The organism is Methylomonas montana (assembly GCF_030490285.1).
Classification (GTDB): domain Bacteria; phylum Pseudomonadota; class Gammaproteobacteria; order Methylococcales; family Methylomonadaceae; genus Methylomonas; species Methylomonas montana.
In genome coordinates this window covers 3,513,749-3,525,784 of the sequence record NZ_CP129884.1, presented here as the reverse complement: position 1 = coordinate 3,525,784, position 12,036 = coordinate 3,513,749, and the positions used below count along the sequence as shown (strand labels likewise).

Below are 12,036 nucleotides of genomic sequence, written 5' to 3'. Positions count from 1 at the left end.
TCATTTGAGGCTATTTTTATTCATTAGCGCCTTGATGTGTTCCGCAGGTATCGCATAAGTAATACCACTGGGGTTAGATATTGCATTTTCTTTGCTGCCCTGCACGAACACCTTATTGATGATGCCTATAACCTTGCCGGAGTTGATGTCGTATAAGGGGCTGCCACTGTTGCCCGGATAGGCGGTCGCGTCAAGTTGAAACACGTTAAACGGGGTTTCTAGTCTTTTCAGCATGTTGACATTCAGTTGTCGGGTAGCAATTACGGGTATGGCATTGGGTGAAATCGCCGAAATAATGCTGCGGTGGGTGACAGGATATAAGCCTAACACCATACCTATCGGATAACCGGTGAACGCATATTGTTCGCCTTCGCGAACCCGTAACGAGTCGCCGAGTTCAAGTGCCGGCAATGGGCCTCCATCCACAGTCAGTAGCGCTAGGTCGTGGTCTTCGTCGGTTGCCGAGAGTTCGGCTATTTGCATTTGTTCTTTCTGTTCTTGGCGATAGAACACCGCGAAGCGCTCCAGATGTTCAATATCCAGTTTTTTAGCGGTTACATGCGCATTAGTGATTACTTTTTGTCCATTGGCAACCGCGAATCCGGTGCCGAGAAACACTGCGCGAGGACTGCGGGTTGGCATGTAGGTGCCGATTGCCACAATCCCTGGTTTGATGCGGGCAAGAATGTCTGGCAGGTTGGCTTCATTGGCATGGCTGTTGGTTAGCGCTAAGGAACCTAATAAAAATGCTAAGAGATACGAAGTCAGGTTTTTCATGAATTAGAGGATTCAATAGGCCCCCAAAGGGCGGATGCTTGGCAAGTTTAGCGTAACTTAGCATGATTAGCATGGGGAGCTGGATATAACTGCCTTGGATGTATATTGGTGTTTGGTTGCGCGTTCGACCAGTGTCGATAGCAATAGGTGTTGATGATTGATCCGAACCACTGATGGTATTGCGATTGTACTTATTATACGTCGGATTGAGTGGACAAATTTTCTATTTCCCAGTGAACTAGTGGGTTTAAGCCTGGTCCATAAACGCGGGGATAGTAGAATGTTTCCCGGTAGTGTCGAGCGGTTGAAGAAAGGCAATCTGGTGGCTAAAAACTATAGATTGCCGAGTTTCGTTTCCAAGTTCGTTAACACTGCCGGGTTTTTTACGACTTTCCGCAGCTAAACAATTTCAACTTCAAAGCCGGTTTTTTTCCAACACAAAAGCTCTGCGCCTAGCGGTTTCCAATCCGCGAGTACAAAACGTTTTGCCGGTATGCCGTCTATCGTAAATTCGTGCAGATTTGGCCGGTGCGTGTGGCCATGTATCAGCGTGTGGCAATCGTAGTGGCGCATCATTTCAATCACTGTCTGTTGATTAACATCCATGATGTCCGGCGTCTTGCCGCGCTTGTGAAAGTAGCTGCGCAACCGGTACCAGCGTGCCACCAGCAATCTTAGCCAGAGCGGTTTGGATAGCACGTTGCCTTGCCATTCAGTACTGTGCGATTTGATTCTAAAGGCTTGATAAGCCAGATCGTCGCTACAGAGTAAATCGCCGTGAGTCAGCAAAATCCGCTGACCGTCCAATTCAATGACCGCATATTCCTCCAATAGCTTGATGCCGGTTTCACGGCAAAAATTTTCGCCTAAAAGGAAGTCGCGATTGCCTTGCAACAGAAAAATGTCGGTACCGGAATCGGTCAGTTGTCTTAAGGCTTTTTTGATGGTGGGGTTGGGTGGGGTATTGTCGTCGTCGCCGATCCAGGCGTCGAACAGATCACCCAGAATATAGAGTGCTTTCGCCTCGACCGCGCGCTGTTGTAAAAAACTCAGGAAGCGCCGAGTAATCTCGGTTTTCTCCAGAGCCAGGTGCAGGTCGGATATGAATAATATGTCGTGTTTCAAGTGAGTCCGGAATCTTTGCCGCCCGTAAACGGGCGGCAACTATTGAGCCTTATTCGACGATTTCGGCTTTTTCGATGACGATGTCGGTTTTCGGCACGTCCTGATGCGGGCCGCGATTGCCGGTAGCTTGCTTGGCCATGGCATCGACTACATCCATGCCTTCGACGACTTCGCCGAATACTGCGTAGCCCCAGCCGCTGGGTGTCGGGCTGGTATGGTCCAGAAAGGAATTGTCTTTGTAGTTGATAAAAAACTGAGCAGTAGCGGAGTTTGGATCATTGGTACGGGCCATGGCCAGGGTGCCGCGTTTGTTTTTCAGGCCGTTATCGGCTTCGTTTTTGATTGGCGCTTTAGTTTCTTTCTGGTTGAAAGCAGTATCGAAGCCGCCGCCTTGCGCCATGAAGCCAGGAATCACTCGGTGAAAGATTGTACCGTTATAGAAGCCGTCCTTGACGTATTCGGCAAAATTCGCGGCCGAAACAGGCGCTTTAGCGCTGTCGAGTTGGATGACGAACGCGCCTAGTGAAGTGGTCAGTTTTACTTTGGTTTGGGTATCGGACATTTTATTTTCCGTTGCAAATGAAAGGGTTGTGGATAAAAGCAGTATCAGAAAACTAAGGGTTGTGCGCATGAAGGTTCCTTTAAATCGCTGCAAGCGGCGAATTCTATGTGTTTTTATCTTGAAAGAGAAGCTGGAATCTTGATAGATTGCCCGATGTTTTGCCGTATCCATCCATCATCGCCATGCTGAAAATCTACAATACTCTGTCTCGAAGCAAGCAAGAATTCGTCCCCAAACAGCCCGGCAAAGTCGGCATGTATGTCTGCGGCATGACGGTTTACGACTACTGTCATATCGGCCATGCGCGGGTGATGGTGGTGTTCGACACGGTCGCCCGCTATCTGCGACACGCCGGCTATCAATTGACTTATGTGCGTAATGTTACCGACATCGACGACAAGATCATTCAGCGTGCCAATGAAAACGGCGACAACTTTACCGCATTGACCGAGCGATTTATCGAGGCGATGCACGAAGACGAACGGGCTTTGTCCGTGTTGCCGCCCGATATCGAACCAAAGGCGACGCAATCGATTGCCGACATCGTTAAGATGATTTCCGTCTTGATTGAGAAAGATTTTGCTTATGTCGGCGGCAACGGCGATGTGTTTTATGCGGTCAGCCATTTCGATGGTTACGGCAAACTGTCCGGGAAAAATATCGACGATTTGCAGGCTGGCGAGCGGGTCGATGTCGATACCGCCAAGCGCGATCCGCTGGATTTCGTGCTCTGGAAAATGGCCAAACCCGGCGAGCCTTCTTGGGAGTCGCCATGGGGCAATGGTCGTCCCGGTTGGCATATCGAATGCTCGGCGATGTCCACCTGCTGCCTGGGCAATCATTTCGACATCCACGGCGGCGGCATGGACTTGCAATTTCCGCATCACGAAAACGAAATCGCCCAATCCGAAGGCGCCACCGGTGAGCCATTCGTCAACTACTGGATGCACAACGGTTTTGTGCGAGTCAACGAAGAAAAAATGTCCAAATCCTTGGGTAATTTTTTCACGGTGCGGGAGGTGTTGAAGCAATACCGGCCGGAGGTGATTCGGTTTTTCATACTGTCCAGCCATTACCGCAGTCCGCTGAATTATTCCGACGAACAGCTGGATGAGGCAGGTGTGGCTTTGACCCGGCTGTACACGGCCTTGAGAGGCGTCGAGATTGCCGATGTCGCCATTGACGCCGATTATCGTCAGCGTTTTGAGCAGGCGATGGACGATGATTTCAACACGCCGGTGGCTCTGGCGGTGTTGTTCGATCTTGCCCGAGAGTTAAACAAGGCCCGGGACAAACAAATATTCGCGGTAACTCTGAAGCAGTTGGCGGCGATTTTAGGTTTGTTGCAGGACGACCCCGACAGTTTCCTGAAAGGCGGCGCGACTGATGGCCTTAGCGAAACCGAAATCGAACAATTGATTGAAGATCGAAAAACCGCCAAAGCCAACAAGGATTGGACTCAAGCGGACGGCATACGCGATCAGTTAAAAGAACAAGGTGTCGTCTTGGAGGATGTGGCGGGCGGTAACACTATTTGGCGCCGCGGAAATTAAGGGACTGGCGATGAGCGAAATCAAAGACAAATCTGTTCAAATTTTTCTCGACGAACTGGCCAGCAAACAAGCAACCCCGGGCGGCGGCAGTGCGGCGGCGGTGATGGGGGCGCAAGCGGCGGCCTTGACCAGCATGGTTTGTAACCTGACCATTGGGAAACCCAAATACGCCGAAGTGGAAGCGAAAATGCAGACGCTGTTGGCGGAATCCGAAGCGCTACGGGCTACCCTGATCGGCATGATTAAGGCCGATGTCGAGGTGTTCGATAAGCTGATGGCTTGTTACGGCTTGCCGAAAAGCAGCGACGACGAAAAAGCGCTACGCACGCAGCAAATCCAGGCAGTGTTGAAAGAAGCCACTCGCGTGCCGTTGGAATGCGCGAAAGCCTGTGCCAAGGCAATCGAACTGAGTAGGGTGGCTGCCGAACACGGCAATCTGGGCGTGATCAGCGATGCTGGCGTCGCGGTGATGGCGGGCTACGCCGGACTAAAAAGCGCGGCGCTGAACGTGCAAATCAACGCCGCCAGCTTGAAGGACAGGACATTTGCCGAAGCCCAGCTAGCCGAGCTGGATACTTTGTTGCAAGCCGGCGAACAGGCTGCCGAGCAGATATACCGGTTAGTCAGGGAAAAGCTTTAAATCATTCCTTGGGTTAGGGGCGATTGAAATCGCCTCGACAGTCTCTTTGATTAACCTAAGCGGCACTATTCAGCGAATCACAAAACCCGGTGAATAGTAAAAAGTATGCCCCTCTCCCGATGGAGAGGGCTGGGGTGAGGAGATTTAAACCAGTAACTTGCCTTGTTTTTATTCCCCTCACCCTACCTCTCCCTTTGGAGAGGGGCTTTGTTGTTGCGCGCTGAATAGTTACTAATTTGCTATATCTGCTTAACGTTGATATTCAAAGTCTGGATCCGATAAGCAATCTGCCGAGGCGTCATATCCAGCAGGCGCGCGGCCTTGGCTTGTACCCAGCCGCTTTGCTCCAGCGCGGCGATTACCCGTTCCCGTTCGTCCATGTTCTCGTCATGTAGATCGACATGTTTGATGGATTGCGGGGTGCGGCTGATGCCGATCTCGTTTTCCAGGCCGGTGCTGGCAATCACGTCGCGGTCGATAATGCCTTCCTGGCTCATGATCGCCGCGCGTTCCAAGCGGTTTTCCAGTTCGCGGACATTGCCGGGCCAATCGTGTTTCATCAAAATCCGGATCGCACTTTCCTTGATCTCCAGCGGCCGGCCACCTTGTTGCCGAGAAATCCGGTTTAACAGAAAACTAGCCAGTTCCGGAATGTCCTCGATACGCTCGCGTAGCGGCGGCATCTGAATCGGCATCACGTTCAAGCGGTAATACAAGTCTTCGCGGAAATTGCCGTCAGCCACTTCCTGCTCCAGATTGCGATTGGTGGCGGCGATGATGCGCACATTCACCTTCAAGGTTCGGACGCCGCCGACCCGCTCGAATTCGCCTTCTTGCAATACCCGTAATAATTTGGCCTGAAACGATGCGGAAATCTCGCCGATTTCGTCCAGAAACAGCGTGCCATTGTCGGCCAGTTCGAAACGGCCCTTGCGCTGCCCGATCGCGCCGCTGAAGGCGCCTTTTTCGTGGCCGAACAATTCGGATTCCAACAAGGTGTCCGGTAGCGCCGCGCAGTTCAGCTTCAAAAATGGGCCGTTGGCGCAAGCGGAATTGAAGTGGATGGAACTGGCGACCACTTCCTTACCGGTGCCGGATTCGCCGCGTATCAACACGGTGGTATGCCATTTCGCCACCTGGCGGATGATGTCGAATACTTTCAGCATCGGCTCGGAATGGCCGATGATGTTTTCGAAGCGGTAATTCTTGACCAGGGTTTGTTTCAGATAATCGCGTTCGCTGGCTAGTTCGTACTGCTTGCGCTCCATCACCCGCAGCATATTGACGCTGTGAGCGATCAGATTGGCGACCATTTCCATGAAACGGGCGCGTTCGCCCAAAAAAGTGGAGCTGCAAGGCTGGGCGGCGAGAATGCCTACCACTTCGCCTTGTTCGACGGCCAGCGGCGAGCCGATAAAGGGCAAGTCCGGATCATAAAGTCCCAGCCGGCTCAAGAAGCGCGGTTCGTCGGCGATCCGGTCGACGACGATCGTGCTGCCCTCATCGAGGATGGCGCCGACCAAGCCTTCGCCCGGTTGGTAGCGCACCGAGCGGTCTATGCCTTCGCCGTAAATCTCGCAAATGCTCATGCTGTCGTCTTCGATGTCGCGCAACGTGATCATGCCGGAGTGCAGGCCGTTACGTTTATGCAAGATCTCCAGGATGCCTTTGAGTTTGGTGCGCAAATCGTGGGTGCTATTCAGTAATTGGCTGACCAGAAACAGGGTGTCCAGCTCGGATTCGACCAGTAATAAACGATCACTCATGGATGTTCACCATGTGGGTGTTTTTTTGACAGGGGAAGCTAATTTTAAAGCTACAACCAGTTTGATAATGGGGGTCGATTTCGATCATGCCGCTATGTTGATTGACGATTTCCTTAGCCATCACCAGTCCCATGCCGGCCTGGACGCCGACCGCGTTGTGATTGGTGGTGAAAAATGGTTCGAATACTTTACTGCGCTGATTGGCCGGGATGCCGGGGCCGGTATCGTCGATGGTGACGCAAATCCAGTCGTGGTCGATAGCCGTGCTGATTTTGATCACGCGCTCCCGGCTGCCGGCCCGGTTCATCGCGTTAACGGCGTTGTCGATCAGTTGCTTGAACAGCATCCGTAATTTGTTTTCGGAACCCAATATAGTCGGTAACACCGGATTGGGCAGCCAATCGACCACGATACCGTTAGCCAGAAATTTGGTGCTATACAGCAGCATCACTTCGTGCAAGAGTTGGTTGAGGTTGACCGGCACCACAGCCGATTCCGGGATTTCCGGTACACAGCGTTGCAAGGTGGCGAGCGTCTCCTCGCCCATTTTTTGGACTTGACCCAGTAAATCGCGCAATGGCAAGTTATTAGCATCGTTACGTTGGGTCATGATCTGAATCGCCGCGTTGACCTGGTTCAAGGGTTGGCGAATCTGATGCATGGCGCCGAGCAAGGTTTCGCGGATACTGCGGATATGTTCCTCTTCCGCCAAAATAGTGCGCAGGGTCTGGATTTGCAGTTTTTCTTGTTGCCGACGCAATTGGCTGACGTCGTTAATGGTCAGCAATAAATAATCCTTGGGTTGCTTGGTAAAGAAGTTGTCGGCGCAGACGTCGTTTTCGATAAACCAGTTGCCGGAACACGAAAACCAGCGAGTGCCTCTGATGCCAGCGCTTTCGATGCGAATCTCGTGATTGGCAAAGCTATGTTGGCGATTGACGGTCTCGTCCCATAAATCGCCCATATCCTGTTCCAACGCGTCCAGAAAAAATAGGGCGGGTTCCTTTTTATCCAGTTCGCTGATCAACATCTTGTACATCTGATTATCCAAGACAACCTTTCTATCGCTATCCAACACCGCCATCGCCACCGGCGAAGTGTTCAGTACCGATTCGATCAATTGTTTCTGGTTATTAACCTGCTGTTCGGCGTAATGCGCTTGAGTCACGTCGCGGTGCATGCCGATGTAATGGCTGATCGCGCCGCGGTCGTCGAGCATGGGGGCAATGGTCAGGTCGGCCAAATAACGTTGACCGATTTTTTGGCGGTTGACCAGTTGGCCGTGCCAAACCTGTTTGCGGGAAATGGTGTGCCAAAGATCGTAATAGATCTGCCGAGGTGTGGATTTATCGGACAGTTTCGATTCGTTCTGACCGAGAATTTCCGCAGCGTTGTAGCCGGTGACTTCGGTGAAGGCGTCGTTGATATACAGAATATTGGCTTTTTTATCGGTAATCGAAATGGCTACCGGCGCCTGCTCGACGGCTTTGACGAACAATGAGAACGGCAGAGTCTTGCTCGGCTTGCCGCTTTTCGAGTGTTGCGCGTTGGTGTCTAGTGCCGGCGATAACAGATCGGCCGTTTCTATCTCAATCTGGCTTTGCAGGTAGTCAGGGGTGGATTTGGTCATGGCAAATTGTTCTCGAGTATTTTTCTTGGGTGAGGTTTTAAAAATACATGCAATTTGGGCGCCAAATCTGTTTCGGCTTGGCTGCTGTCGGAAAATCCCGGTAATTTGTATGGTTTACGACAAATTTTAGCGGACTTGTTTCGGCTCTGTGTTTTTTAGGACAGAGAATCTGCCGTTAATTTCCCCCGCTATGCACTAATCCGGTGAGTTGCGGCACCTTCAACGCGTTGGCACAAATGATGCTGAGTTATTAGCAAAACATCTGGTTCAAAGTGATGAGCGAATATTTACTTCTAATATTGGGTACGGCGTTGGTCAACAACGTGGTATTGGTCAAGTTTTTAGGTCTATGCCCGTTCATGGGGGTTTCCAATAAGCTGGATACCGCATTGGGCATGGGCTTGGCGACGACTTTCGTGTTGACCCTGGCCTCGGCGGCCAGCTGGGTATTAGAACACCGTTTGCTGATACCGTTTGATATTGGCTTCCTGAGAGTGCTAGGTTTTATTTTGGTGATTGCCGCCGTCGTGCAATTTACCGAAATGGTGATTCATAAAACCAGCCCGGTGATGTATCAGGTGTTGGGAATTTTCTTGCCGCTGATTACGACTAACTGCGCGGTGTTGGGTGTGGCGCTGCTTAACATCCAAGAGAAATATAATTTCGTGCAAAGCCTGCTGTTTGGCTTTGGTTCGGCAATGGGTTTTACCCTGGTGATGGTGCTCTTCGCCGGCCTACGTGAACGCTTAGCGCTCATGGCAGTGCCGGCGCTTTTTTCAGGCACCCCCATCGCGTTTATTACCGCCGGCATTTTGTCGCTGGCGTTTATGGGGTTCGCGGGGCTTTACAGCAAATAAGAGGCACATCATGTACGTTTTATCTGCCATTGTTATTTTGACATCGCTAGGACTACTGCTAGGTGTGGCTTTGGGTATAGCCGCCAAGTATCTGAAAGTGGAGTCAGATCCCTTGATCGAAACAGTCGAGGCCTTGATGCCCGGCTCGCAATGCGGCCAGTGCGGCTTTCCGGGCTGCCGGCCGGCCGCGGAAGCGGTGGTTTCCGGCGCCGCGCCGGTGACCTTATGCCCGCCCGGCGGTACTTCGCTGGTCGAGCAACTGGCCAAATTATTAGGGGTCGATGTCGATTTAAGCCAAACCCAGGATCAAGAAGCGATGGTGGCTCGCGTCAGCGAGGAAACCTGCACCGGTTGCACCCGCTGTTTCAAGGTTTGTCCGACCGACGCGATCGTCGGTGCACCAAAACAGATCCATGCCGTGGTGGCGGATGCCTGCATCGGCTGCAAAAAATGCGTCGAAGTTTGCCCGACCGAATGTCTGCAAATGCACCCGGTTGAAGTCACCTTGCGTAACTGGCGTTGGCCTAAACCGCTGGCCGCCTGACGGAGACGCCTATGTTCGCTTTATTCGAAAATCCCCGCTTGCGCGGCGGCATCCACGCCGAGGAACACAAATCCGAAACCTCGCCGCATGGCATCGTCACCGATTTCCCGTTACCCAAGAAACTCTATATTCCGGTGCAACAGCATGTCGGTAAACCGGCCGAGCCGGTAGTTAAAGTTGGCGAGAAAGTATTGAAGGGTCAATTGCTTGCTTATAGCCAAGGCACCATTTCGGCGCCTGTTCATGCACCAACATCGGGCATTATTGCCGATGTGAAGGATTTTCCGGCGCCACATCCGTCGGCATTGCCGATTCGTACCGTGGTGATCGAGAGCGATGGCAAAGAGCAATGGGCCGAACTGACCATCCCGGACGATCCGTTTCAACTCGATCCCGAGGAAATTTGCGAGCGGGTCGGCGCGGCCGGCGTCGTCGGTCTGGGCGGCGCGGTATTTCCGTCGGCCGTCAAACTGAGTCTGGGCCGCAAAAACAAGATACATACGCTATTGATCAACGCAGGGGAATGCGAACCCTATCTGACTTGCGACGACCGTTTGATGCAGGAGCGCGCCGGGGAAATCGTCGGTGGCATACGCTTGATGCTGCGCGGCATGGATGCGCCGAAAGCCATGGTCGGCATCGAGGACAACAAGCCCGAAGCCTTTCAAGCGATGCAGGCGGCTAGCCGGGATTTTCCGAATATCGTGGTCGCCCAAGTGCCGACTCGCTACCCGATGGGTTGGGATCGGCAAATGCTGCGCTATTTGACCGGGCAAGAAATTCCGGCCGATGGCCGTGCCACCGACATCGGCGTGGTGGTGCATAACGTCGCCACAGCTTTTGCGGTCTATCAAGCGATATGCTTGGGTCGGCCCTTGATCAGCCGGGTGGTCACCGTCTCCGGCGCCGCTGTCGCCAAACCCAGAAACGTGGAAGTACCTATCGGCACTTTGATGTCGGAAGTGCTGGCCTATTGCGGTCTGGAAAAATCGAAGATGGCGCGCTTGGTGATGGGCGGACCGATGATGGGTGACGCCTTACCGATTGCCGAAGTGCCGGTGGTGAAAGCCTGCAACGGCATCCTGGCCTTATCGCACGCCGATATCGACGAACCTCCAGTACAGCCCTGCATCCGTTGTTCAAGTTGTGTGACGGCTTGCCCGGTGGGGCTGCTGCCCTTGGAAATGGCTAGCCGGATCAAGGCCAATCAACTCGATTCCGCGGTGGATCTGGGCTTGAAAGATTGCATCAGTTGCGGCAGCTGTTCCTATGTCTGTCCGTCGAATATTCCTTTGGTGCATTATTTCAAATTCGCGTCCGGCGAGTTGGTCAAGCGCCAGCAGGCCGAGCATAAGTCCGATCAAACCAAGCGCCTGATCGAAGACCGCAATAATCGGATGGAACGGATTCGTCTGGAAGCCGAGGCGGAAGCTTTGCGCGCCCAGGAAGCACGGGCGGCTCGTCTGGCCGCGCAGCAGGCTCAACAAGCGCAACAAGCAAAAGCCGAGGAGACCGCATGAGCAGTAAACCGATTAGCGGACCCCACGTCGCAGCCACCCGCCGCGTCGATCAAATCATGCGTCTGGTGATTATCGCCTTGGCGCCGGCGACGGCGCTGGGTGTATTGTTGTTCGGTTGGCCGGCCCTGTATTTGCTGGCGGTGACCGTGCTGTCAGCCATGGCTTTCGAAGGCTTTTGCCTGAAATTGAAAGGCGTGCCCGCTATGCCTTATTTGCGCGACGGTTCGGCGATCGTCACCGGCTTATTGGTGGCGATGACTTTGCCGCCTTGGGCGCCTTGGTGGATAGGCGTGGTTGGCTCGGCGATTGCCATTATCCTGGGTAAGCACGTCTACGGAGGCCTGGGGCAAAACTTATTCAATCCGGCAATGCTGGCGCGTGTGGCCTTGCTGATCTCCTTTCCGATCGAGATGACGACTTGGGCCAATGTTTCGCCGCTGTTGACGGGGCCTGGTGTGATAGACAGTTTGGCGATTACCTTCGGCGGTTTGGACAATACCGATGCGGTGACCGGCGCGACTACCCTGGGCTTGGTGAAAACTGAGTTCTCGCAAAATCATCTGTTGCCCGGCATTCTCAGCGATTATTCCGGCTTTTTGGCCTTCATCGGCTGGGAGCGCGGCAGTCTGGGCGAAACCTCGTCGCTACTGCTGCTGGGCGGCGGCATCTGGCTGATGCGCCAAGGCGTCATCAAGTGGCACGGTCCGCTGGCATTGCTGGCGACTATTTTTTTGTTATCCAGCATTTTTCACCTGTGGGATAGCAAGCATTATCTGAGCCCTTGGGTGCATTTGAACTCAGGGGCAGTGATGTTGGTGGCATTTTTTATCGTCACCGATTATGTCACCTCGCCGAATACGCCGTTGGGGCAGGTGATTTTCGGTGTCGGCTGCGGTTTGCTGATTTTCGTGATTCGTTCCTGGGGCGGTTACCCGGAAGGCACCGGCTTTGCGATCTTGTTGTTGAACGCGGTGACGCCGCTGATTGATCATTACATTCGTCCCAGAATTTACGGCCGCTACCGTAACGGCAAGCCGCTCGATATTTCCAATCCCTGAGAAC

The 12,036-nt window shown here is 53.1% G+C and carries 11 protein-coding genes; 6 read left to right on the top strand and 5 right to left on the bottom strand.

What is annotated here, in order from left to right:
• From QZJ86_RS16275 to QZJ86_RS16265, 3 genes are all read right to left on the bottom strand, one after another.
• The gene (locus QZJ86_RS16275; protein WP_301671524.1) at positions 1-777 is read right to left on the bottom strand and encodes a S1 family peptidase; all 777 of its coding nucleotides are present in this window, start codon (positions 775-777) and stop codon (positions 1-3) included.
• Between the two features lie 399 nt (positions 778-1,176).
• The gene (locus QZJ86_RS16270) at positions 1,177-1,902 is read right to left on the bottom strand and encodes a UDP-2,3-diacylglucosamine diphosphatase (RefSeq protein WP_301671523.1); all 726 of its coding nucleotides are present in this window, start codon (positions 1,900-1,902) and stop codon (positions 1,177-1,179) included.
• Between the two features lie 49 nt (positions 1,903-1,951).
• Positions 1,952-2,464, bottom strand: coding sequence for a peptidylprolyl isomerase (locus tag QZJ86_RS16265; protein WP_407081621.1), 513 nt, complete (start codon positions 2,462-2,464; stop codon positions 1,952-1,954).
• A 182-nt stretch (positions 2,465-2,646) separates the two neighbouring features.
• Between QZJ86_RS16265 and cysS the strand changes: the two genes are divergently transcribed.
• Both cysS and fchA read left to right on the top strand, forming a co-directional pair.
• Positions 2,647-4,017 carry a cysteine--tRNA ligase gene (gene cysS / locus QZJ86_RS16260; RefSeq protein WP_301939010.1) on the top strand — a complete coding sequence of 457 codons (1,371 nt, stop codon included), beginning with the start codon at positions 2,647-2,649 and terminating at the stop codon, positions 4,015-4,017.
• Positions 4,018-4,027: 10 nt separating this feature from the next.
• The gene (fchA, locus tag QZJ86_RS16255; RefSeq protein ID WP_301671521.1) at positions 4,028-4,657 is read left to right on the top strand and encodes a methenyltetrahydrofolate cyclohydrolase; all 630 of its coding nucleotides are present in this window, start codon (positions 4,028-4,030) and stop codon (positions 4,655-4,657) included.
• 239 nt (positions 4,658-4,896) lie between these two features.
• Here fchA and nifA read toward each other — a convergent pair whose 3' ends face one another.
• Both nifA and nifL read right to left on the bottom strand, forming a co-directional pair.
• Positions 4,897-6,423, bottom strand: coding sequence for a nif-specific transcriptional activator NifA (gene nifA, locus QZJ86_RS16250; protein WP_301671520.1), 1,527 nt, complete (start codon positions 6,421-6,423; stop codon positions 4,897-4,899).
• On the bottom strand, positions 6,416-8,053 hold the full coding sequence (gene nifL / locus QZJ86_RS16245) for a nitrogen fixation negative regulator NifL (protein ID WP_301671519.1): 1,638 nt from the start codon (positions 8,051-8,053) through the stop codon (positions 6,416-6,418). The genes nifA and nifL overlap by 8 nt, the downstream gene beginning before the upstream one ends.
• Positions 8,054-8,328: 275 nt before the next feature.
• Here nifL and rsxA point away from each other — a divergent pair, with 275 nt between their 5' ends.
• From rsxA to QZJ86_RS16225, 4 genes are read left to right on the top strand one after another with little or no spacing between them, the layout of a single operon-like run.
• Positions 8,329-8,910, top strand: a complete 582-nt coding sequence (rsxA, locus tag QZJ86_RS16240) for an electron transport complex subunit RsxA (protein ID WP_026147191.1) — start codon at positions 8,329-8,331, stop codon at positions 8,908-8,910.
• A 10-nt stretch (positions 8,911-8,920) separates the two neighbouring features.
• Positions 8,921-9,454 (top strand): electron transport complex subunit RsxB, encoded by a 534-nt coding sequence (gene rsxB / locus QZJ86_RS16235; protein ID WP_036273722.1) that lies wholly within the window; start codon positions 8,921-8,923, stop codon positions 9,452-9,454.
• An 11-nt stretch (positions 9,455-9,465) separates the two neighbouring features.
• A complete protein-coding gene (gene rsxC, locus QZJ86_RS16230) occupies positions 9,466-10,974 on the top strand; it encodes an electron transport complex subunit RsxC (protein ID WP_301671517.1) in 1,509 nt (502 codons plus the stop codon).
• Entirely contained in the window at positions 10,971-12,032 is a 1,062-nt protein-coding gene (locus QZJ86_RS16225; protein ID WP_301671516.1) for an RnfABCDGE type electron transport complex subunit D, read from the top strand. The genes rsxC and QZJ86_RS16225 overlap by 4 nt, the downstream gene beginning before the upstream one ends.
• Positions 12,033-12,036 lie beyond the last annotated feature (4 nt).

Coding starts and splice junctions, on each gene's coding strand:
- QZJ86_RS16275 (WP_301671524.1), bottom strand. CDS start 777: ATGAAAAACCTGACTTCGTATCTCTTAGCATTTTTATTAGGTTCCTTA.
- QZJ86_RS16265 (WP_407081621.1), bottom strand. CDS start 2,464: ATGTCCGATACCCAAACCAAAGTAAAACTGACCACTTCACTAGGCGCG.
- cysS (WP_301939010.1), top strand. CDS start 2,647: ATGCTGAAAATCTACAATACTCTGTCTCGAAGCAAGCAAGAATTCGTC.
- fchA (WP_301671521.1), top strand. CDS start 4,028: ATGAGCGAAATCAAAGACAAATCTGTTCAAATTTTTCTCGACGAACTG.
- nifA (WP_301671520.1), bottom strand. CDS start 6,423: ATGAGTGATCGTTTATTACTGGTCGAATCCGAGCTGGACACCCTGTTT.
- nifL (WP_301671519.1), bottom strand. CDS start 8,053: ATGACCAAATCCACCCCTGACTACCTGCAAAGCCAGATTGAGATAGAA.
- rsxA (WP_026147191.1), top strand. CDS start 8,329: ATGAGCGAATATTTACTTCTAATATTGGGTACGGCGTTGGTCAACAAC.
- rsxB (WP_036273722.1), top strand. CDS start 8,921: ATGTACGTTTTATCTGCCATTGTTATTTTGACATCGCTAGGACTACTG.
- rsxC (WP_301671517.1), top strand. CDS start 9,466: ATGTTCGCTTTATTCGAAAATCCCCGCTTGCGCGGCGGCATCCACGCC.
- QZJ86_RS16225 (WP_301671516.1), top strand. CDS start 10,971: ATGAGCAGTAAACCGATTAGCGGACCCCACGTCGCAGCCACCCGCCGC.